The organism is Streptomyces sp. KMM 9044 (genome assembly GCF_024701375.2).
Lineage (GTDB): Bacteria > Actinomycetota > Actinomycetes > Streptomycetales > Streptomycetaceae > Streptomyces.
The window spans coordinates 4907391-4927046 of record NZ_CP113910.1; the positions used below are offsets into that span (position 1 = coordinate 4907391).

The window sequence follows — 19656 nt, forward strand, 5'->3', positions numbered from 1 at the left end:
GTCGGGTGGGTTGATCTTGTGTCCGTCAGCCCGCCGTCGCCGCCTTCCTACGAGGAGTTGGCCACGCTGGTCACGGAGTTGAAGCTCCTGGTGTCCGCGCAGGCGGAGCGGATCGTAAGCATTCAGTAGGAGTGGGCGCGGGCGGTGGCGCTGTGTGGTGCTGCCTGGTCAGGCGGTCTGCTCGATCGGGGGCATCCAGAGGTTGCCGGTGAAGGCGCGGTGGATGGCTTCGAAGGCGCTGATGCCGTGCTTGCGGGCGGAGTCCAGGTAGGAGCGCACGGTGAGCCAGGCCGTCGCGCCGTGTTCGGACTGGTGGCAGCCGGAGATCTTCAACTGGGTCTTCACCGGGCGCAGGGCGCGTTCGCCGCAGTTGTTGGTGAAGGGCACGTGGCGTGGGCCGTCGGCGTACCGGAGCACGTTGTGGGCTTGATCGCGCAGTCGTTCCAGGAGGTTGCGGGCGGTGGACTGTTTTCGCCCCTCGGTCCGCGGATGCTTGGACAGGCCGACCTTGATGCCCTGGTGGAAGGCTTCAAGGTGCGGGAGCAGGGCGTCCGGGGCGATCTCGGTGATCTCTCCGTTGCGGACGCGGACGGCCTGCTTGTTCAACCCGGCCAGGGCCCAGCGGATCTGCTGGTGCCACTTCTGGTCGGGGAAGTCCTCCTCGGCCGTGGTGAGTTCGCGGATCAGGTGGGCCCCGCACAGTTGGTGGGTGCAGGCAGCGTATCCGGCATACGGCGACAGCGAGTCGTGCACCAGCACACCGCGGTAGTGCGGCAGCACCCCGCCCGTATCGGCGTCGGCCCGCGAGCGCGGGGCGAGGTGGAGCAGGGTGGGGAACTCGGTGCAGGCCACGTGCAGCCACCGGCGGGTCGCACCGATCCGGGTGGTGGTCTCATCCGCGTGCAGGATGTGGCCCATGACCAGCAGAGCGCGGATCAGGTTCACGGAGTCGGCGACCGGGCTCTCGGCTTCGGGCAGCAGGGAGGCGACCCAGCCGGTGGACACCGCAGCCCCGGTCACGTCCGCGATCAGCTGCGCGGTCCGCTCGACGGGGATGTGCTGGAAGACCACCAGGTAGACGGCCAACGCCCGCAGGTTCGGGCCGTGGGACGACGGCGAGCCGGCCACCGTCCCGGCCACCGTCCCGGGCATCGGCTCGGCCGTGACCGTCCCGCACGCACAGTGGCAGCGATGCGCCCGGTGCTCGGTCACCACCACCGTGACCAGCGGAATGTCCCGCACCTGGCGCCGCTCGAAGCCGACACTGTCGCGCTCGCCCAGCTCACTCCCGCAGCCACTGCAGGCAGCCGGAAGGTGATCCTCGGTGCGATCCGGATCGGCGACCATACTCAGCCCGCCACCCGGGGCACCGGACTGACGGCCCCGCTTGCGCCCGCCGGACGCGGCGGCCTTCTTCACCGGACGGCCGAAGGTATCGGTCGAGGGCGGCATCGAGGAGTTGCCCGAGTCTCGGCCCAGGCGCCGCTCCAGCTCCGCGACCCAAGCAGTCAACCGCTCGTTGGCCTCGACCAGGCGCTCATTCGCAGCAGCCAGCTCCTCGTTCTGCCGCTGGAGCAGCCCGATCAACGCGAGGAGATCCTCACGCGACGCAGACCCCAACCCCGACGACATGACCACGGATCCTGCCCCACCCAACCCCGACCTGCCACATCGTCAGGACCGGGACGGACGACCGACCTGCTGAATGCTTACCGTTATCAAGCGCTGGCCAGAGTGGCCAGAGCCAGCAGAGAGCCCCGAACACTTGTGGGCAGTGCGAGCGCTCGGGGCTCTCGTCTAGGGGTGGCGCCTACTTGTCGGCGTCGTCGGGCTCGGCGTACGGCGGGATGCGCTGGCCCCTGCTCTCAGCGATGACCAGGAGTTCGGACAGGCTCTCGATGAGCCGCCGTGCGGCCCAACGGAGTTCAGGCACCGTGAGCTTCGCGCCGTCCTCGACCATCGGCTTGGTCAGTTTCAGGGCAATGGCGGCTGTCTCGATCTGCTGCTCTTCCACCCTGTCGGCGAGACGGGGCAGGTACGTCTCCGTACCGTCGGTCGACAGGAGAGCCGTCTTGCCGTCGTCATCGCTCCACGGCAGGAGACGGAGAAGCCTGCTGTCGGGCTCGGGCTGGGTCATGCCGCTACTCCGTGGAAGTCGATGCCGAGGGTTGCGAGGGTGAGCGCGGTTCGCCTGTCCCGCTGTCGTCGTCGCTCCTGCTCTCGCTCGTGGGCGATGAGGTAGGGCCGTACGAGCGGCAACCCGTCGACCTCGATGAATGCGGCGGGACGTCCCACACCCACCGCGTCGCGCGTGATGATCAGCCGCCGGGTAGGTGCCGTGTCATACGTCGAGACCATCGACGTCTGCTCGGCGGGACGGCGTCGCCTGCCGCTGGACGGCAAGAGCCACGAGAGGATCAGGGCCAGTAGAGTTCGCACGTCTGCACTCCTTGCTAGTGCGGGCCATGCCCCCGGACCGTTCGCGCGGTCGCGGGGGTCTTGCGTTGTGCTCGCAGTCACACTGGCGACCTCAGTTTATACCTGTCTATTCCTACCTATGGACCCGCCTGCACATGCCTGCCCGAGTACGCGTACGTAGCGTCCGAGTATGGGAGAGGTGCAGTGGGACCCGAAACGGCCGAGGTGGCAGCAGATTGCCGACGTCATCAGGCAGCGCATCCAGAACGGCACTTACCCGCCTGACACGCTGATCAGCGAATCGCGGATCCAGAGTGAATGGGGCGTAGCCAAGATGACCGCACGGAAAGTGGTGGCTGCTCTCCGCGCGGAAGGACTGCTCGTGACCACGCCAGGCATGGGCTCATTCGTGACGGGCGACGAGTAGAGGGCTGGTGTGGAACGTTCCACACCAGCCCTCGGCTGTGCTCGCCGGCCTGTGCTTAACCGCTGGTCAGTAGCGGTCGCCCATCCGCTTGACGGCGTTCACCGCTCGGGTTGCTGCCATGTCGGCCGCGTACCGCCGGAGCATCGTCGGGTCCTTCCATCCCGCGATGGTCATCACGTCGCCCTCGGAGACGCCAGCGGACAGTAGGTCGTCCACGGTCGTGTGACGGAACTGGTGGGGGTGAACGATGCTCTTGGAGTCGGGGTTGTCAGGGTTGCCGTACCCAGCGTCAGCAGCCCGACGGTTCAGCATCCGATACAGACCCGAGTACGTGAGCCGGTCTCGGTCTCGTGTCCCGAGCCAGAGCCATTCGGTGTAGTCGGGTGAGTTCGGGTTGGCTCGGCGGTGACTCTCTCGCGCCCGCAGGTACCGCGTGATCGCCACGACTGTCCGGGGCCGAAGCGGGATGATGCGGCCCTCACCACTGGCCCTCGCCTCCTTCAGTGGGGTCACTGGGCCGATGAGCCCTTGGTCCAGGTGCAAGTGGTCGAGTCGCAGGGACAGGAGTTCCTCAGCCCGCAGGCCCTCCGTTAGTACCCGGACGATGGCGTGGTCCCTGACCTTCTCGAATGCGAGGACCCGAGGATTGCCCCCGCCTGTGACCTGGAGCAGATCACGGATGAACTCGACGGAGAGCGTCTGTGGGCGTACGTCCTCCGGGTGCGCGTAGCTCTGGAGCCGTGCGTCGTTGTAGGGGTTCTCGTGGTCGTACTCGGCTTCCAGCCACTTAATAAAGAAGGGGCGCAAGTTCCGCTGGAGGGTGTGAGTGCCGCCCTGTCGGTCGCCCTTCCCGCCGTCGTAGTGCGCGCGGAAGAAGAGGTTCAGGGCTGGGGCGTCGCATTCCAGGAAGCTAGTGGGCTGTGCCACACCCGCCCTCTGCGCTGCGCTGATGTCCGCCTGTGCTGCGCTGACCTGCGGAGATGTGCTCAGCCAGCGGTCGAGGGTGCGCGCTGCCTTGGTGTACGCGGTGACTGTCTTCTCGGCGTAGGGCCTACCGCGCTTGTTGTTGCTGGCTCGCAGGTGCGTTGCGTAGTCGCTCAATACGTGTGCGCGCGTGCTAGCAGCGTCCTCACGCTCGTGTGTGCTCCGTACGGACGTGAGACGACGTGCGCTCTTGCTCGTGCTCTGCTGTGTGCGCAGAGGGCTCCGTGTCATGCCTGTGGCTCTCTCGTGAGAGCTGGGCAAAGTCGAGTCGGCGGCTCACCTTGCCCAACTATCGGACGGGTGAGTCACAGCGCTCCGGCTGGGGCGCTTGAGCCACGTTTCCGCAGCTCAGACAGCGTGTGCGCCCCCGGCAGGACTCGAACCTGCGGCCAAGCGCTTAGAAGGCGCCTGCTCTATCCACTGAGCTACGGGGGCCGGGTGTGGTGGCCTCTGTCGTGGTGCCCGGGTGGCCCCGGTCCCTGACGTGCCGGGGACAAGGATAGGGCTCCCACGTCCTTGCCCCTGGCGCCTCTCCTCCGTGGCTCGATGTGGAGGTTCGGTGAAGCGGTCCCGATAATCGCAGACAGGTACGAATCGTGCACCGCTTTTGGCTTCTCGTGCATCGGGTGTTGTGCACTCGTTATGCCTCGACTGCGCGCGCGCCCCCACGCGTCCCTTCCGTCCACTTGTGTTCGATCGGCGCGCAGGCATGGTCATATGCTTCAGAATTCCCATGAAGTTGGGCATTCTTCACATGTGGTGACCTTGGACGTACGGCCTCAGCTGCTCGACGCACTTTCCGCCCTGCGCGACCGTGTCGCCGCCGCGCGCTTCCCACTGCCTGTGGCGGGGGCCTCACGCGCGCGTGCCAACCGCGACGAACTGCTCGCGCAGCTCGACGACTACCTGGTGCCCCGCCTGAGAGAGCCCCAGTCGCCGCTGCTCGCCGTGGTGGGGGGGTCCACCGGGGCCGGCAAGTCCACCCTGGTGAACTCACTCGTGGGGCGGCGTGTCAGTGAGGCGGGCGTGCTGCGGCCGACGACGCGGACACCGGTACTCGTCTGCCACCCCGAGGACCACCACTGGTTCAGCGGCATGCGCGTGCTGCCCGACCTCACGCGTGTGTGGGGGCCCCGACGGGAGACCGACGACCTGCTGCTTCCGGGCGAGAACCCCGCGCGCGTCCTGCGCATCGAGACCGCCGAGACCGTCCCGCCCGGCCTCGCTCTGCTCGATGCCCCCGACATCGACTCCCTCGTCGCCGACAACCGCGTCCTCGCCGCCGAACTCATCTGCGCCGCGGACATCTGGGTCATGGTCACCACTGCCGCCCGCTACGCCGACGCCGTGCCCTGGCACATGCTGCGTGCCGCCAAGGAGTACGACGTCAGTCTGGTGACCGTCCTGGACCGGGTGCCCCACCAGGTCGTGTCCGAGGTGTCCCGGCAGTACGGCGCCCTCCTCACCAAGGCCGGACTCGGCCACGTACCGCGCTTCACCGTGCCCGAACTTCCCGAGTCGGCCTGGGGCGGCGGGCTTCTGCCGGCTTCCGCCGTGGCGTCGTTGCGGACCTGGCTCGTCCACCAGACGCAGGACCCCGCCGCCCGCGCGCACGTCATGGCGCGCACCGCCCACGGCATCCTCGACTCCCTCAACTCCCGCATGCCGGAACTCGCCGGTGCCGCCGCAGCGCAGCACGCCGCCGCACTGCGGCTCACCTCCGCAGTCGAGGGGGCGTACAACAGGGAGCACGCGCGCCTGCGCGGCCGGCTGCAGGCCGGAACCGTGCTCGCCGGTGACGCGCTCAAGCGGTGGCGCGCCTTCCCGCTCGACTGCACGCCCCGGGAGCTCCTCGACACCCTCGTGGAGGGCCTGGGCACCCTGCTGCTGTGCGCCGTCGCCGCCGCCGACGAGCGGGTCGACGCCGCCTGGAGACGCGAACCGGCCGCGAGGGCACCGGAGTTCACCGAACGCGAAGGGGCGGCGGAGGGCGCCGAGCACCGGATCGGGCTGGCCGTACGGCGATGGCGGCGCGAACTGGAGGAGTACGCCGAGGAAGAGGTCCGCGAGCTCGACCGCGGTGCCGCCGCCGATCCCGAGACGGTCGCCGCCCTGGTCGCCACGGCGCTGCTGAGCGGGCGCCGGGCGCGGACCGCGGGGGAGAAGCTCGCCCAACGGGCCGGCGCGCGCGGGGCGGTGCGGCTGCGTGACCGGGGCGGGCGGCTGCTCATCGAGCACGTGGACCGGATCATGCACACCGAACGTGAACGCCGGCTCGCACCGCTCGACGCGCTCGAGGTCCATCCGGAGCCCCAGGCCGAACTCATCGCCGCGTTGTCCGTACTGCAGAAGGAGAGGTGACCGGTGACCTCCGTCACTGACCAGGACCACACCGAGCACCCTGAGCGTCCCCAGTCCTCCTCCGAGAGGCCGGAGAGGCCGGAGAGGTGTGAGCGGCCCGAGAGGTCCGAGAGACCAGAGGGGTCCAAGAGGCCAGAGGGGCCAGAGGGGCCAGAGGGGCCAGAGGGGCCAGACCACCCCGAGGAGGGACGCGCGGAGGACGGGCGGGAGGAGAAGCAGCGCAGGCACGGGCAGCACCCGCACGGGGAGGACAAGTACGGGGACGACGTCTACGAGGACGACACGTACGAGGAGGACGAGGCGGACGAGGAGGACGACGGGGAGCCCGGGGCGGGACCGGCCGCGCAGGCCTCGTGGGCCGACGGGCTGATCGCGCGCCGGGTGAGTGAGACAGCCGGGTCCGGGACGAGGACCCGGATCCGGACCGGGGCAGGTACCGGGGCGGAGGGCAGAGCAGGTACCGGGGCGGAGGGCGGGGCCGGTTTCGGGTTCGGAGCCGAACCGTGCGCCCCCCCGGGGGCCCGCGCGCCCGCGCCACAGAGGGTGACCCCTCTGGTGTACGAGGCGCCCCTGGCGTCCCGGCTGGAGGCGTTGCGTGAGCTGGTGGGGTTGTCCCGGGCCCGGCTCGACAGCCGGACGCTGGCCGGGGCGGGCCGGGTCCTCGACGAGGCCGCCGCGCGGCGCGGGCTCTCCGGGCAGCACACCGTCGTCGCCATCGCGGGCGCGACCGGCAGCGGCAAGTCGCAGCTGTTCAACACGCTCGCCGGAGTCGTCATTTCGGAGACCGGTGTACGACGGCCGACCACCGCCGCGCCCATCGCGTGCAGTTGGAGTGACGGTGCTGCGGGCCTCATCGAACGGCTCGGCATCCCGCCCAGGTTGCGCCGGCGCCCGCTGCAGGCGACGGCGGACGCGGACGAGCGGCTGCGCGGACTCATCCTCGTCGACCTGCCGGACCACGACTCGGCGGCCGTGCAGCACCGCGAACAGGTCGACCGGGTGCTGGCCGTGGTTGACGCCGTCATCTGGGTCGTCGACCCGGAGAAGTACGCCGACGCGATGCTGCATGAGCGTTATCTGCGGCCCATGGCGGCCCACGCGGAGGTCATGTTCGTCGTCCTCAACCAGGTCGACCGGCTGCCCGGGGAGGCCGCCGAACAGGTCCTGGACGATCTGCGCCGCCTGCTCGACGAGGACGGCATCGCCCTGGGCGAGTACGGCGAACCCGGTACGACGGTCCTCGCGCTGTCCGCGCTCACCGGCGACGGGGTCGGCGAACTCCGCGAAGCGCTCGGCCGGTTCGTGGCCGAGCGGGGGGCGGCCGGCCGCCGTATCGCCGCGGACGTGGACATCGCCGCGGCCCGGCTGTGGCCCGTCTACGCCAACCGCCGCTGGGCCGGGCTCAGTGAGGAGGCACGGGAGGAGTTCACGGACCGGCTCGCGGACGCCGTGGGCGCCACCGCGGCGGGTGAGGCGGCGGAACGCGCATGGCTGCGCAACGCCAACCGCGCGTGCGGCACCCCGTGGCTGCGGCTGTGGCGCTGGTACGAGGACCGGGGCGGGCTGCCCACCGGAAAGCTTCCGCAGCGGACGCAGCCCGACGAGGAGACCGCCGCCAGGCAGCGGGTGGAGCAGGCGGTGCGCACGGTGTCCGACCGGGCCTCGGACGGGCTGCCGGAGCCGTGGGCCCTGGCGGTGCGCGAGGCGGCCGTACGGGGCTCCCAGGGGCTGCCGGAGGCACTGGACGCCCTCGCCGCGCGCGCCGCGCTGCCGCCGGGGCGGCCACCGCGGCCCGGATGGTGGCCGGCGGCCGTGCTCGCCCAGGCGTCCATGACGATCATCCAGTTCATCGGCGGGCTGTGGCTGGTGGGCCAGATCATCGGGTTCATGTCGCCGAACCTGGGGGTTCCGGTGCTGCTGATGGCGATCGGCATCGTCGGCGGTCCGATCGTCGAGTGGAGCTGCCGGATGGCGGCCCGCGGGCCGGCCCGGCGGCACGGGCTGGAGGCGGAGAGACGGCTGCGGGAGGCCGCCGCGGGGTGCGGCCGCGCCAGGGTCCTGGACCCGGTGGCCTCGGAGCTGCTGCGGTACCGGGAGGTACGGGAGGAGTACGGACGGGTGGCGGGGGCGGGCATCGGGGTGAGCTGAGGCGTACGGGCGGCCACTTCCGCAGGGCATGAAGAACCTGCTGGGCCACTCGTACGGGTGGCGGAGTTGTCCACAGTCCGGCGGTGGTCCACAGGCTTCGGCGGGCCCGGCCCGACGGCGGCAGTCTGAGGCCCAGCCGTACGGGGCGGGCCCGTACGCGTATCCGTCCGGCGGCCGGTGGCGGTGTCCGGGTGGGGGAGGCAGGCACGATGAACGAGACGATGATCTGCGCGGTGGGCAACGTGGCGACGCAGCCGGTGTTCCGGGAGACGGCGTCCGGACCGGTGGCGAGGTTCCGGCTGGCGGTCACGTCGCGGTACTGGAACCGGGACAAGGCCATGTGGGCGGACGGACACACCAACTTCTTCACGGTGTGGGCCAACCGCCGGCTCGCCACCAACACCACTGCCTCGCTGTCGGTGGGCGAACCCGTGATCGTGCAGGGGCGGCTGAAGGTGCGCACGGAGACACGCGAGGGTCAGCAGGGCCGTACCTCGGCGGACATCGACGCGGTCGCGATCGGCCACGACCTGGCCCGGGGCACGGCGGCCTTCCGCCGCGCGGGCCGCTCGGACCGGCAACAGGCCTCCCCGGACCGGCCGGAGCCCACGTGGGAGACCAGGCCACCGGACGAGCCGGGTGAGGCAGCCGAAGCAGCCGAGGAGGTTGAGGAGGTTGAGGCAGCCGAACGGGCGGAAGCAGCAGGTGTGTCCGACGCGTCCGGGCCGGTCGTCGCCCAGCAGGCTCCGGAACCAGCCATGGTGACGTGATGTCACCGATCGGCCCTCGACATCGGAGCTGGCCGAAGTGCGGCCTATTGGCCCATCCATGCTGAATGATCCCGAGTTGGTTTGTTGACAGATCCTGTTCGTACACGCCTCGGCGATAACGATTCCACGTCGGATCAGGCCTCCGACCTGATCACCGGCAGGCGCGGTTCGTGGCGTACTTAGGATGCCGGGCATGGCTCCCGGGGTTCTCGGGGCCGGTGATTCTGCTGGTGGGACCCGTTCCCCTCACGTCAACGGGTTCCGCTCGGAAGGGAAATCGGTGTTTGCTGCGTCCTCTGGGTTCTCGGCGTTGTCCGCACGCGGGTTCGGGCCGGTGAGACGTCTCACCGCCGGGACGCTGGTGGCCGGATTCGCCGCCGCCGGTGTACTGGCCGGCGCCGGGACGGCGGCCGCCGGCGACGGGACGACGCGGGGTGAGGGCGGGGCTGCCGCGACCGTGGACGGCCTGAAGACGTACGGCGAGGCCGTGATCCGCAGCGCCGCCGGGAACCAGCAGGTGTCGGCGGGGCTGTTCGAGATGTCCGTCGAGGGCGGCGGCATGCTGCAGACGTACTGCGTCGACATCCACACTCCCACGCAGACGGACGCCGAGTACGACGAGACCGCCTGGAGCGGCACCTCGCTGGGCGCCAACGAGGACGCCGGCAGGATCCACTGGATCCTGCGGAACTCCTACCCCCAGGTGAACGACCTCGCGGCGCTCGCCGACCGGGCGGGCGTCCGGGGCGAGCTGACCGAACAGGACGCGGCGGCCGGTACGCAGGTGGCGATCTGGCGCTACTCCGACGACGTGGACGTGGACGCCGTCGACCCGCAGGCGGAGCAGCTCGCGGACTACCTGGAGAAGAACGCGCGGAACCAGCCGGAGCCGAAGGCGTCACTGACCCTGGACCCGCCGGCCGTCTCCGGACGCCCCGGAGGGCTGCTCGGCCCGGTGACGGTACGTACGGACGCGGGCAGCGTGACGGTGTCGCCGCCGGCGGACGCCACCACGAGCGGGATCCGGATCCTGGACGCGGACGGCCTGCCGGTCACCACCGCGGTGGACGGCACCAGGGTGTTCTTCGAGATACCCGAGGACGCGCAGGCGGATACGGTCCAGCTGACCGCGCAGGCCTCGACCACGGTGCCGGTCGGCCGGGCGTTCGCCTCCGGGAGCCGCAGCCAGACGCAGATCCTGGCCGGCTCCAGCACCTCGACGGTCTCCGCGACGGCGAGCGCGACCTGGGCGGAGCAGGGCGCGATACCGGCGATGTCCGCCCGGAAGAACTGCGCCGAGGGCGGCGTCGATGTCATCACCGCCAACCAGGACGACGAGCCCTTCACCTTCGAACTCGCCGGGCGCGAGTACACCGTGGAGCCGGGCGGGACCCGCACGGTGACGGTCCCGGTGGCCGAGGACCGGACGTACGACTTCGCGGTCCAGGGCGCGGACGGCTTCGAGAAGCGGTTCACCGGCATGCTCGACTGCCGGACCAAGGCCGCCGGGACCGGCGGCGACGTCCACACCCTCAACGGCCCCACCCCCACCCCCGTGGTGGTCGGCCCCGGCGACGTCAACCTCGCCGAAACCGGCACCACCGGCGCGGCCCCCTGGATCGTCGGCACCGCCATCACCCTGGTCGTCCTCGGCGGAACAGCGTTGGTCGTCGCCCGCCAGCGCGATACGGGACGTGGCAACTGACGCGCCCGTCGGGCGGCCATCCCTGGATGGCAGGATCCGGACGAGCGGAGGGGAAGACCACGTAAAGGATCGCCGCTGTCGCCCCCGGCAGGGCCGGCGCACCGCCGACCACGTCGCGTGGCCTGCTCGTTCGACCGCGGGCCGATGCCCGGTGCTCGGCACCGGCCCGCACCGGCCCGGCGAGGGCCAGGGGTGACGCGAGGAAGCAGACGACCGTCCAGACCGGGCAACCGTCCGGAGCGGGCAGCAGAACCAGCACGCGACAAACGTCCCGCCGAACGGGACCGCGAGCGCCGGCAGCGATGCGACGGCGACCGGGATGGCTTGCCGGTTCGGCGGGTGCGGTGGTTGACGACGTCGGTGCGGTTGTCGCACAGGCCTGAGGTTCGGGAATCCGGGCGGCTTCCAGTGGCGTTCGGTCAGCAGCCGCTTCTACGGACCCGCCCCGTCCGGGAGACCTCTCGCAGGTCAGAGCCAGAGATCGACGCCCTCGTGTTCGACGGGCTCGGCACGCTCGTCGACGAACCCGCCGGTCTCCGTACCGGTATTCGTGAACTCGCCCCTCGCTCGACGATTCCGGGGTCGAGCAGTTTTTGTCGCTGTGGCAGCAGCACGTCGACCGCGCACAACGCCGCGTTCTCGACGGCGCCCGGCCCTATCTCACCAGCGACGCCCTCGATCTGGAAGCCGCCCGGCTCGTCACCCGCGCCGCCGGTGTCGACGACCCGGCCGCCGCAGCGGCGCTGGCCCTGTCAGTTCGCAGGCTTCCGCCGTGGCCCGACACCGTGACAGGACTCGCCCGGTTTGCCGAACGGTTCCCACTGACCGGACTCCCCCACGCGAGCCGGACGACGCTGCTGGGACTCAACGCCCACGCCGGACTGCGCTGGCACCAGGCCCTGTCCGCCGAGGACGCCCGGACCTACAAGCCGGACCCGGCGGTCTACCAGCTGGCCGTCACCGTCTCCGGACGACCGCCGGAGCGGCTCCTGATGGTCGCCGCCCATGCCTGGGACCTGCGCGGAGCACAGAGCCTCGGTCCGCGCACCGCCTACGTCGCCCGCCCGGTCAGTCACCCGCCCACCTCCTCGGACCGGTTCGACCTGTACGCCGACGATCTTTCCGGCCTGGCCGACCGACTCGACCATGCCTAGGGGGTGCCCGGCGTGTCATCGGCGAAGGCGGAGGCGGACTGTCGCCGCCGAGGCGGTCCGGCCGGGTGCGCGGGTGGCGTCCGCCCCCACCGGCGGGACCCAAAGGGGACGCCGGGCCGGCCCCGGGCCCAGGTCGCAGTGCCCGGCCGCCCTGCCGGAGCGCGGGATTCGGCGGTGACGACCGACCGTGACCGTCGGGCTGCCTCCGCGACCGACGAAGCCCCAGCTCAGAGGCTCCGGGCGGAACGCGTTTCCTCCAAGGGGTGGCGGTGCGGCAAGATGGGGTGTATCTGCCCACTGCCAGTTTCAAGCTGCCGGACGGTTTCTCTTGGCTGAGTTCATTTACACCATGCGCAAGGCGCGCAAAGCGCACGGCGACAAGGTGATCCTCGACGATGTCACCCTGAGCTTCTATCCGGGAGCGAAGATCGGTGTCGTCGGTCCGAACGGTGCCGGTAAGTCGACCGTTCTGAAGATCATGGCGGGGCTGGAGCAGCCGTCCAACGGCGATGCCTTCCTCACCCCCGGTTACACCGTGGGCATCCTGCTCCAGGAGCCTCCGCTGACCGAGGACAAGACCGTCCTGGAGAACGTCCAGGAGGGTGTTGCCGAGGTCAAGGGCAAGCTCGACCGGTTCAACGAGATCGCCGAGCAGATGGCGACCGAGTACACCGACGCGCTCATGGACGAGATGGGCAAGCTGCAGGAACAGCTCGACCACGCCAACGCCTGGGACCTCGACGCCCAGCTCGAGCAGGCCATGGACGCCCTGGGCTGCCCGCCCGGCGACTGGCCCGTCGCCAACCTCTCCGGTGGTGAGAAGCGCCGCGTCGCGCTCTGCAAGCTGCTGCTCGAGGCGCCCGACCTGCTGCTCCTCGACGAGCCCACCAACCACCTCGACGCCGAGTCGGTGAACTGGCTCGAGCAGCACCTCGCCAAGTACGAGGGCACCGTCGTCGCCGTCACCCACGACCGGTACTTCCTGGACAACGTCGCCGGGTGGATCTGCGAGGTCGACCGCGGCCGCCTGCACGGCTACGAGGGCAACTACTCCAAGTACCTCGAGACCAAGGCCGCCCGCCTCAAGGTCGAGGGCGCCAAGGACGTGAAGCGGCAGAAGCGCCTCAAGGACGAGCTCGAGTGGGTCCGCTCCAACGCCAAGGGACGCCAGGCCAAGTCCAAGGCCCGCCTCGCCCGGTACGAGGAGATGGCCGCCGAGGCCGACAAGATGCGGAAGCTGGACTTCGAGGAGATCCAGATCCCGCCGGGTCCGCGACTGGGCAGCATCGTCGTCGAGGTGAGCAACCTCAGCAAGGGCTTCGGCGAGAAGGTCCTCATCGACGACCTCTCCTTCACGCTGCCGCGCAACGGGATCGTCGGGGTCATCGGGCCCAACGGTGCGGGCAAGACCACGCTGTTCAAGATGATCCAGGGGTTCGAGGAGCCCGACTCCGGGTCGATCAAGGTCGGCGACACCGTCAAGATTTCCTACGTCGACCAGAGCCGCGCCAACATCGACCCCAAGAAGACGCTCTGGGCCGTCGTGTCCGACGAGCTCGACTACATCAACGTCGGCCAGGTCGAGATGCCCTCCCGGGCGTACGTCTCCGCCTTCGGCTTCAAGGGCCCGGACCAGCAGAAGCCCGCCGGTGTCCTCTCCGGCGGTGAGCGCAACCGGCTGAACCTCGCGCTCACCCTCAAGCAGGGCGGCAACCTGCTGCTCCTCGACGAGCCCACCAACGACCTCGACGTCGAGACCCTCGGCAGCCTCGAGAACGCGCTGCTCGAGTTCCCCGGGTGCGCCGTGGTCGTCTCCCACGACCGGTGGTTCCTGGACCGGGTCGCCACCCACATCCTCGCCTACGAGGGCGAGTCCAAGTGGTTCTGGTTCGAGGGCAACTTCGAGTCGTACGAGAAGAACAAGATCGAGCGGCTCGGTCCGGACGCAGCGCGCCCGCACCGCGCCACCTACAAGAAGCTGACCCGGGGCTGATCCCTTGCGGCACATCTACCACTGCCCGCTGCGCTGGGCGGACATGGACGCGTACGGCCACGTCAACAACGTGGTCTTCCTCCGGTATCTGGAGGAGGCCCGTATCGACTTCCTGTTCCGCCCGGACAAGGACTTCCAGCAGGGGTCCGTGGTGGCGCGCCACGAGATCGACTACAAGCGGCAGCTCGTCCACCGGCGCGCACCCGTGGACATCGAGCTGTGGGTCACGGAGATGCGGGCCGCGTCCTTCACCCTCACCTACGAGGTGAAGGACGGCGACCAGGTCTACGTCCGCGCGTCCACGGTGATCGTGCCGTTCGACTTCGAGGCGCAGCGTCCGCGCCGCATCACCCAGGAGGAGCGGGAGTTCCTCCAGGAGTACACGGACGACGGCGGCAGCGAGGGCGACGCCGCCGCCGGCACCGAACAGGACGAGGCCGTCGCGGCATGACGGCGCTCCACCTCGCCGACGAGAGGGAGGCGGCGGACCTCGCGGCCTTCCTCTCCCGGCTGCTCCACTACGACCGTGGGGCCGCGGTGCGCCTGCAGGCGTCGGGCACCGCCCTCGCGGTGTTCGGCCGGCCGCCCTCCTTCGAGGTGCTGGCCATCCGCGCGGTACGTCTGGCCAAGCCGTACGAGGACGGTCTCGAGGTCACCCTGGACGTGACCGTGTCCGCCGGTGAGCTGCTGGAATCGGTGGACGAGACCGCTGCCACCGCCGCCGTTCCGGGCGCGGTGACCGGGCCGCCGTGGGCCGGGGTGCTGCCCCCGCGCAAGGGCTGGCAGGCGGCCGAACCGGGGCTGCCCGCACCGGACGCCCTGCGGGCGCTCGTCGCCGCAGCGGTCGCCGAGTTCAGGGCGCGCACGGGAGAGCTGACGCCCGAGTCGCGTACCCGGGCCGAACTCGACCGGATCGGGCGGGAGATCTGGTCCCGCACGGTCGCCCGGACCGACCTCCCGGTGCGGGCCGTGCACGCGGCCCAGTCGCTGGGATTCCTGCGGGCGGCGGCAGCGGGCCCGTTTGCCGGTACGGCCGGCGATTCCGGCGAGCCGGTGCTGCTCGCCTCGGGGTCCTGGCTCCGGCTGCGGACCCCGTACGGGTCCATCGCCCTGCGGCGGGCGGGATCGGGCGGGGCGCTGGGGCTCAGCGTGCGCTGAACCCCGAGGGTGCCCGAGCCCCGGAGGGCGGCTCAGCCCGGGGAGTTGATCATCGAGGCCGCCGCGTACGTCAGGTACTTCCACAGCGTCTCGTCGTGCTCCTCGGACAGGCCCAGTTCGTCGAGGGCGTCGCGCATGTGCTTCAGCCAGGCGTCGTGCGCGGCCCGGTCGACCTTGAACGGCACGTGCCGCATCCGCAGCCGGGGATGACCCCGGTCCTGGCTGTACGTGGTCGGACCGCCCCAGTACTGGATCAGGAACAACGTGAACCGCTCCTCGGCCGGGCCGAGGTCCTCCTCCGGGTACATGGGACGCAGCAACGGGTCCTCGGCCACGCCCTCGTAGAAACGGTGGACGAGCCGACGGAAGGTCTCCTCCCCGCCGACCTGCTCGTAGAACGTCTGCTCCGGAAGCGTGCCGCGCCGAATCTCTGTCACCCCTCCATCGTCTCAGACAGGGCGGCATAGGCCTCAAGGCCTAGGTCCCGCCTTCCGGCCCCCGGCTCTCCCGCCCGCCCCCGGGCCGGTGCTCGTACTGTGGAGGTATGGGCGGGCACGCTGCTCAGCAGGATCCCGACGACCTCGCCGGTGCGGCGCGGGCGGCGCTGGTGCGTGAGATCGGCGCGGGTGGCGCGTTCGACGCCGACCCGGTGTGGCGGGAGGCGTTCGCGGCCGTCCCGCGCCATCTGTTCGTGCCGTCCTACTACGTGGGCGTCGTCGGGGGCTACGAGCGGCGGTGGGGCGGGAGCGCCGACCCCCGGGCGCGCGAGGCCTGGCTGCGTGGCGTGTACGAGGACGTCCCGCTGGCCATCCGGATGCGTGACGGAGAACTGCTCTCCTCCAGCAGTCAGCCGTCCCTCATGGCGGTGATGCTCGTCGAACTGGGCGTCCGCGACGGCGACCGGGTCCTGGAGATCGGCACCGGCAGCGGCTACAACGCCGCCCTGCTCGCGCACCGGCTCGGGGACGACGACCTGGTCACCACCGTCGACCTCGACCCGGAGATCGCCGAGTCGGCCCGCCGGCACCTGGACGCCGCCGGTCACCACCCGGTGGTCGTCACCGGCGACGGCGCCCACGGGGTGCCCGCACGTGCCCCCTACGACCGGATCATCGTGACCTGCGCGCTGCCGTCCGTGCCCGGAACCTGGCTCCCCCAGTGCCGGCCCGGCGCCCGTGTGCTCGCCCCGTTCGCCACCGGCCTGGTCGCCCTCACCGTGCACGGTCCGACGCACGCCGAGGGCCGGTTCCTGCGCACGCCCGCCTACTTCGTGCCGCTGCGCGGCGCGAACCGGTCGCGGGGGGTGCCGGCCGGTGCGAGCGACCTGGCCGACGTGCCGCGCCGGGCCAGGGAGCACGACCGGTTCCGGTTCCTGCTGACCCTGACCGCGGGCAGCGTCGGGGCCCGGGAGGCGTACGACGTGTGGCGGCACGAGGGGAGGCCGCAGCGTGAACGCTACGGACTCACGGTCGGCGAGAAGCACTGCTGGGCATGGCTGGACGACCCAGGAGGGCCGCACCGCTGGGTGCTGCCCTCCTGATACGCGCGTACGTGCCGTCCGCTCAGCCGCGGCGGATGGTGAGGGTCGTCCAGGCGCCCACGTGGACGCGGTCGCCGTCCTGGAGCGGGACCGGGACGAACGGCTGAATCGGTTCCTCCCCGCCGTTGACCGTCGTGCCGTTCGTCGAGTTCTGGTCCACGACCGCCCAACTGCCGTCCGGCTGCTGCACCAGCACCGCGTGCTGGTGCGAGACGCCCGGGTCCTCCGGCGGCGTCGACAGGTCGATGTCGGGGGTGTCACCGGTGGAGTGGCGCCGACGGCCGATCGTGAGCTGGTTACCGGTGAGGGTGCGCTGCTGCTCGGGCGAGTACGCGGGCAGGTGCAGGCCCGTGGCCTCGGGGCCGGAGCGGTGCATCATCGCCATGAAGTAGTCGCGGTCCGGACCGATCGTCGCGGTCCAGGTCACCGGACCCCGGGGCTGCTGCGGGAAGCCGCCGGGACCGGGCGGCGCCTGGGTCGCACCGGGCTGCGGGTAGCCGTAGCCACCGTGCTGTCCCTGCCCGTGCTGTCCCTGCCCGTGCTGTCCCTGCCCGTGCTGACCGGGGCCGCCCTGGCCGCCACCGGGGCCACCGGACGGCGGGGAGATGACCCAGTCGTCGTCACCGCCGAAGGCGGGACCGCCCTGCGGCGGCCGACCGGTCTCCTGCGGGAATCCCGGCGGGGCGGGCGGACCGGACCGGTACGCCTGCGGACCGCCGGGGCCGTTCGGACCACTGGGGCCTCCGGGGCCGTTCGGGCCACCGGGACCCCCATATCCGCCCTGGCCGCCCGGACCGCCCTGTCCACCGTGCGGACCGGGTCCACCGGGACCGTTCGGACCACCGGGTCCACCGGGTCCACCGGGACCTCCGTATCCGCCCGGACCGGGCGGCGGCGGTACCGGACGTGAGGGGGCGCCGCCGAAGCCGGGCGGGCCCTGTGGGATCGGCTCGGCCGGCCGGTTCACCTGGGACGGGCGGGAGCCCTGGTAGTCGTAGGAGTCATCGCCGTTGCCACCGCCGTACGACGGCGGGGGCGGCTGCTGGTACCCGCCGTGACCACCCGGGCCGCCGGGGCCGGGTCCGCCCGGTCCGGGACCGGCGGGGCGCGGGGCGGCCGGGGTGTACGAGGTCGCCGTGTTCGTCAGGAAGTTCCACCGGCACTCTTCGCAGAACGGCGCGGCGCCCTCACGCGGCGTGCGGCACTGCGGGCACGGCTCGGCTCTGCCACCGGGGCCGGGACCGCCGGGTGCCCCGTAGCCGCTCTGGCCGCCGGGAGGAGGGAATCCGTAGCCACCGCCGGGCGGCGGGGGAGGGGGCGGCGGCACGGGCCCCGCCATGCGGTGGCCGCACACCTCGCACCAGTCCTCGGAACCCGACTGGTGTCCGTTCGGGCAGGTCGGCATGTCGGCGCTTCCCCCTCTCCTTGTCCGGTCGCTTCCGACCGAAGTTCTCCGGCCCACAGGCCAGGCTCGTTCAGTTCAGTTTCACTTCTTTACACGAACAGTCTTGGTGGACCGGGTTTCGAGTGTCATCTCGTCGGCCTCCTCGACCCTCGCTTTCAGTCGCACAGTACCGGTCGCGGCGTCGACGACGTCCACCACCTTCGCAAGCAGTTTCGCAGTATCGGCGTTGCCGGAGGCACTCGCGAGCTGAACGGCCCGGCCCAGTTTGGACGTTGCTCCATCGAGATCGCCCGCTTTGCGAAGGTCGAGACCCTGTTGGATGACTTGCGCCAGTTCGGCCTGCCCGGTGTAGTGGGCGACCTGGGGGTTGATCGACGTCGAGGCGGCCGTGTCCTCCGTCCACACGGCGCGCACGAGACCCTGCGCGCCGAACTTCCGGACACCGTCCGCGCCGCTGCCGGCCGAGGCGCCGGCGGGTTGCGGGATGACCAGCGAGAGCCGGGCGGCGAGCATCTCCTGCCCCACGTCGGCGGCCGGGACCTCGACGCAGACGTGGTAGTCACGGGACTCGTCGCCCCAGGAACCCAGCGGGTAGTCGCCCGCGCGGGGGCCGGCCTCGGTACGCCGCCCGGTCATTTCCTCGACCGTCGGCGCGACCTGTTTGACGAACTTCACCGTCGCGCCCAGCGGGGTCCACAGCCGCAGAACGACGTCCGCGACCTCCTTGCCCATCGCCGTCTCCATCATCCGTGTGAAGTCGTCGGCGAGTCCGGCCGGATCGGCGACGATGTCGGCGCTGCCGAGGAGACCGGAAGCGATCGCTGTGACTTCTTTCACTTCCCAGTCGGTGCCCACGCCACGGGCGTCGCAGGTGAAGCGTCCGGCGCACGCCTGAAGGGTCGCCTCCAGATCCTCGGGCGACTCGTGCTCGTTGCGCCCGTCGGTGAGCAGGATGCCGTGCCGGATCGCCACGTCCGCCGACGCGAGCAGCCGGTCGGCCAGCTTCAGCCAGGTGCCGATGGCGGTGCCCCCGCCCGCGCTCAGCGTGCGCAGCGCCCGCTTGGCCTGCTCGCGGGTGGCGGCGTCGGCCGCCGCGAGCAGGCCGGCGCCGGGATAGACCTCCTTCGCCACATGCGTGCCGCCGACCACCGCGAAGTGCACGCCGTCGCGCAGGACGTCGACCGCGGCGGCCGTGGCGTCGCGGGCGTTGCGCATCTTGGCCGGCGGATAGTCCATCGAGCCGGAGCAGTCGACCATGAGCACCACGGCCGCCGACGGCCCCTCCCCGGGTGCGTAGAGGCGAGGGGCCGCCACCGCGCTGCCGATGGTGCCGCCGCCGGTCGCGGTCACCGTGACGATGGCGTTGACCTCGCGGCCGCCCTCCGGCAGGTACTCGTTCTGGTACACGTCCACCGAGAACCGCGGCACGTTCGACTTCGCGAAATTGGCCATGCCTGTTTCTCTCCCCCTGGAGAACCCCGACGAACGGGGCGACGACAGAAGGCGGACCGGTCCCCTCCGGTTCGCCTGTGCTTGTCCGCAGCTCTTCTGCGGTTTCCCTGTACTTTCCCCGTCAAGGGCCTGCCGTACGCG

Annotated in this window: 16 protein-coding genes, 1 tRNA gene and 1 pseudogene; 10 read left to right on the forward strand and 8 right to left on the reverse strand. The window is 71.0% G+C overall.

The genetic code is table 11. The features are described 5' to 3' along the window. Window positions 1-168 precede the first annotated feature (168 nt). From tnpC to HUV60_RS22100, 3 genes are all read right to left on the reverse strand, one after another. A complete protein-coding gene (gene tnpC / locus HUV60_RS22090; protein WP_257848964.1) occupies window positions 169-1632 on the reverse strand; it encodes an IS66 family transposase in 1464 nt (487 codons plus the stop codon). A 178-nt stretch (window positions 1633-1810) separates the two neighbouring features. Continuing rightward, a complete protein-coding gene (locus HUV60_RS22095; protein ID WP_257848965.1) occupies window positions 1811-2137 on the reverse strand; it encodes a hypothetical protein in 327 nt (108 codons plus the stop codon). After that, entirely contained in the window at window positions 2134-2439 is a 306-nt protein-coding gene (locus tag HUV60_RS22100; RefSeq protein WP_257848966.1) for a hypothetical protein, read from the reverse strand. Before HUV60_RS22100 ends, HUV60_RS22095 begins: the two co-directional genes overlap by 4 nt. Before the next feature lie 169 nt (window positions 2440-2608). Between HUV60_RS22100 and HUV60_RS22105 the strand changes: the two genes are divergently transcribed. Beyond that, entirely contained in the window at window positions 2609-2845 is a 237-nt protein-coding gene (locus HUV60_RS22105; protein ID WP_257848967.1) for a GntR family transcriptional regulator, read from the forward strand. A gap of 66 nt (window positions 2846-2911) precedes the next feature. Here the strand turns inward: HUV60_RS22105 and HUV60_RS22110 are convergent, their stop codons facing one another. Continuing rightward, window positions 2912-3946: a tyrosine-type recombinase/integrase gene (locus HUV60_RS22110; protein WP_257848968.1), complete on the reverse strand. Its 1035-nt coding sequence runs from the start codon at window positions 3944-3946 to the stop codon at window positions 2912-2914. Window positions 3947-4191: 245 nt separating this feature from the next. Continuing rightward, a tRNA-Arg gene (locus HUV60_RS22115) sits at window positions 4192-4264 on the reverse strand. A gap of 321 nt (window positions 4265-4585) precedes the next feature. On the opposite strand from HUV60_RS22115, the gene HUV60_RS22120 reads away from it, so the two are divergent. From HUV60_RS22120 to HUV60_RS22155, 8 genes and pseudogenes are all read left to right on the forward strand, one after another. After that, complete coding sequence (locus HUV60_RS22120; protein ID WP_257848969.1) at window positions 4586-6190, forward strand: dynamin family protein; 1605 nt, start codon at window positions 4586-4588, stop codon at window positions 6188-6190. Window positions 6191-6571: 381 nt separating this feature from the next. Beyond that, window positions 6572-8338, forward strand: a complete 1767-nt coding sequence (locus HUV60_RS22125) for a YfjP family GTPase (RefSeq protein ID WP_443047539.1) — start codon at window positions 6572-6574, stop codon at window positions 8336-8338. A gap of 209 nt (window positions 8339-8547) precedes the next feature. Further along, on the forward strand, window positions 8548-9108 hold the full coding sequence (locus HUV60_RS22130) for a single-stranded DNA-binding protein (protein ID WP_257848971.1): 561 nt from the start codon (window positions 8548-8550) through the stop codon (window positions 9106-9108). A gap of 334 nt (window positions 9109-9442) precedes the next feature. Next, window positions 9443-10813: a Cys-Gln thioester bond-forming surface protein gene (locus HUV60_RS22135; RefSeq protein ID WP_257848972.1), complete on the forward strand. Its 1371-nt coding sequence runs from the start codon at window positions 9443-9445 to the stop codon at window positions 10811-10813. A 408-nt stretch (window positions 10814-11221) separates the two neighbouring features. Then, window positions 11222-11967 (forward strand): annotated as a pseudogene (locus HUV60_RS22140) (haloacid dehalogenase type II). 328 nt (window positions 11968-12295) lie between these two features. After that, window positions 12296-13960, forward strand: coding sequence for an energy-dependent translational throttle protein EttA (ettA, locus tag HUV60_RS22145; protein WP_257848973.1), 1665 nt, complete (start codon window positions 12296-12298; stop codon window positions 13958-13960). Between the two features lie 4 nt (window positions 13961-13964). Continuing rightward, window positions 13965-14411, forward strand: coding sequence for an acyl-CoA thioesterase (locus tag HUV60_RS22150; RefSeq protein ID WP_257848974.1), 447 nt, complete (start codon window positions 13965-13967; stop codon window positions 14409-14411). Beyond that, window positions 14408-15118, forward strand: coding sequence for a hypothetical protein (locus tag HUV60_RS22155; protein ID WP_257848975.1), 711 nt, complete (start codon window positions 14408-14410; stop codon window positions 15116-15118). Before HUV60_RS22150 ends, HUV60_RS22155 begins: the two co-directional genes overlap by 4 nt. A gap of 32 nt (window positions 15119-15150) precedes the next feature. Here HUV60_RS22155 and HUV60_RS22160 read toward each other — a convergent pair whose 3' ends face one another. Then, entirely contained in the window at window positions 15151-15555 is a 405-nt protein-coding gene (locus HUV60_RS22160) for a globin (protein ID WP_257848977.1), read from the reverse strand. A 107-nt stretch (window positions 15556-15662) separates the two neighbouring features. On the opposite strand from HUV60_RS22160, the gene HUV60_RS22165 reads away from it, so the two are divergent. Then, entirely contained in the window at window positions 15663-16658 is a 996-nt protein-coding gene (locus HUV60_RS22165) for a methyltransferase domain-containing protein (protein ID WP_257848978.1), read from the forward strand. 22 nt (window positions 16659-16680) lie between these two features. On the opposite strand, the gene HUV60_RS22170 is transcribed toward HUV60_RS22165, so the two are convergent. Both HUV60_RS22170 and HUV60_RS22175 read right to left on the reverse strand, forming a co-directional pair. Then, window positions 16681-18063 carry an FHA domain-containing protein gene (locus HUV60_RS22170; protein WP_257848979.1) on the reverse strand — a complete coding sequence of 461 codons (1383 nt, stop codon included), beginning with the start codon at window positions 18061-18063 and terminating at the stop codon, window positions 16681-16683. 81 nt (window positions 18064-18144) lie between these two features. Next, a complete protein-coding gene (locus HUV60_RS22175; protein WP_257848980.1) occupies window positions 18145-19515 on the reverse strand; it encodes a vWA domain-containing protein in 1371 nt (456 codons plus the stop codon). Between the last annotated feature and the right edge of the window lie 141 nt (window positions 19516-19656).

What these genes read in the sequence shown, in the direction of transcription:
- tnpC (WP_257848964.1), bottom strand. Translation starts at nt 1,632, where the DNA reads ATGTCGTCGGGGTTGGGGTCTGCGTCGCGTGAGGATCTCCTCGCGTTG.
- HUV60_RS22095 (WP_257848965.1), bottom strand. Translation starts at nt 2,137, where the DNA reads ATGACCCAGCCCGAGCCCGACAGCAGGCTTCTCCGTCTCCTGCCGTGG.
- HUV60_RS22105 (WP_257848967.1), top strand. Translation starts at nt 2,609, where the DNA reads ATGGGAGAGGTGCAGTGGGACCCGAAACGGCCGAGGTGGCAGCAGATT.
- HUV60_RS22130 (WP_257848971.1), top strand. Translation starts at nt 8,548, where the DNA reads ATGAACGAGACGATGATCTGCGCGGTGGGCAACGTGGCGACGCAGCCG.
- HUV60_RS22155 (WP_257848975.1), top strand. Translation starts at nt 14,408, where the DNA reads ATGACGGCGCTCCACCTCGCCGACGAGAGGGAGGCGGCGGACCTCGCG.
- HUV60_RS22165 (WP_257848978.1), top strand. Translation starts at nt 15,663, where the DNA reads ATGGGCGGGCACGCTGCTCAGCAGGATCCCGACGACCTCGCCGGTGCG.
- HUV60_RS22170 (WP_257848979.1), bottom strand. Translation starts at nt 18,063, where the DNA reads ATGCCGACCTGCCCGAACGGACACCAGTCGGGTTCCGAGGACTGGTGC.
- HUV60_RS22175 (WP_257848980.1), bottom strand. Translation starts at nt 19,515, where the DNA reads ATGGCCAATTTCGCGAAGTCGAACGTGCCGCGGTTCTCGGTGGACGTG.